This window comes from Pseudoduganella sp. GW821-FHT05F09 (assembly GCF_059419605.1).
Map to the genome: position 1 here is coordinate 1 of NZ_JBWKSD010000028.1, position 697 is coordinate 697.

Below are 697 nucleotides of genomic sequence, written 5' to 3' on the forward strand. Positions count from 1 at the left end.
ATCCGGATCGGGGACAGTGCATGGTAGGCAGTTTGACTGGGGCGGTCTCCTCCTAAAGTGTAACGGAGGAGTTCGAAGGTACGCTAATTACGGTCGGACATCGTGATGATAGTGCAATGGCATAAGCGTGCTTAACTGCGAGACCGACAAGTCGAGCAGGTACGAAAGTAGGACATAGTGATCCGGTGGTTCTGTATGGAAGGGCCATCGCTCAACGGATAAAAGGTACTCTGGGGATAACAGGCTGATTCCTCCCAAGAGTTCATATCGACGGGGGAGTTTGGCACCTCGATGTCGGCTCATCACATCCTGGGGCTGTAGCCGGTCCCAAGGGTATGGCTGTTCGCCATTTAAAGTGGTACGTGAGCTGGGTTTAAAACGTCGTGAGACAGTTTGGTCCCTATCTGCCGTGGGCGTTGGAAATTTGAAGGGGGCTGCTCCTAGTACGAGAGGACCGGAGTGGACGAACCTCTGGTGTACCGGTTGTCACGCCAGTGGCATTGCCGGGTAGCTAAGTTCGGAAGAGATAACCGCTGAAAGCATCTAAGCGGGAAACTTGCCTTGAGATGAGATTTCCCGGAGCTTTAAGCTCCTTGAAGGGTCGTTCGAGACCAGGACGTTGATAGGCTGGGTGTGGAAGTGCAGTAATGCATTAAGCTAACCAGTACTAATTGCCCGTAAGGCTTGTCCCTATAAC

The 697-nt window shown here is 52.5% G+C and carries 1 rRNA gene; it reads left to right on the plus strand.

Going from position 1 to position 697, the window contains the following annotated elements:
* Positions 1–692 (plus strand): 23S ribosomal RNA (locus AC07S4_RS30370); the annotation flags it as partial.
* Positions 693–697 lie beyond the last annotated feature (5 nt).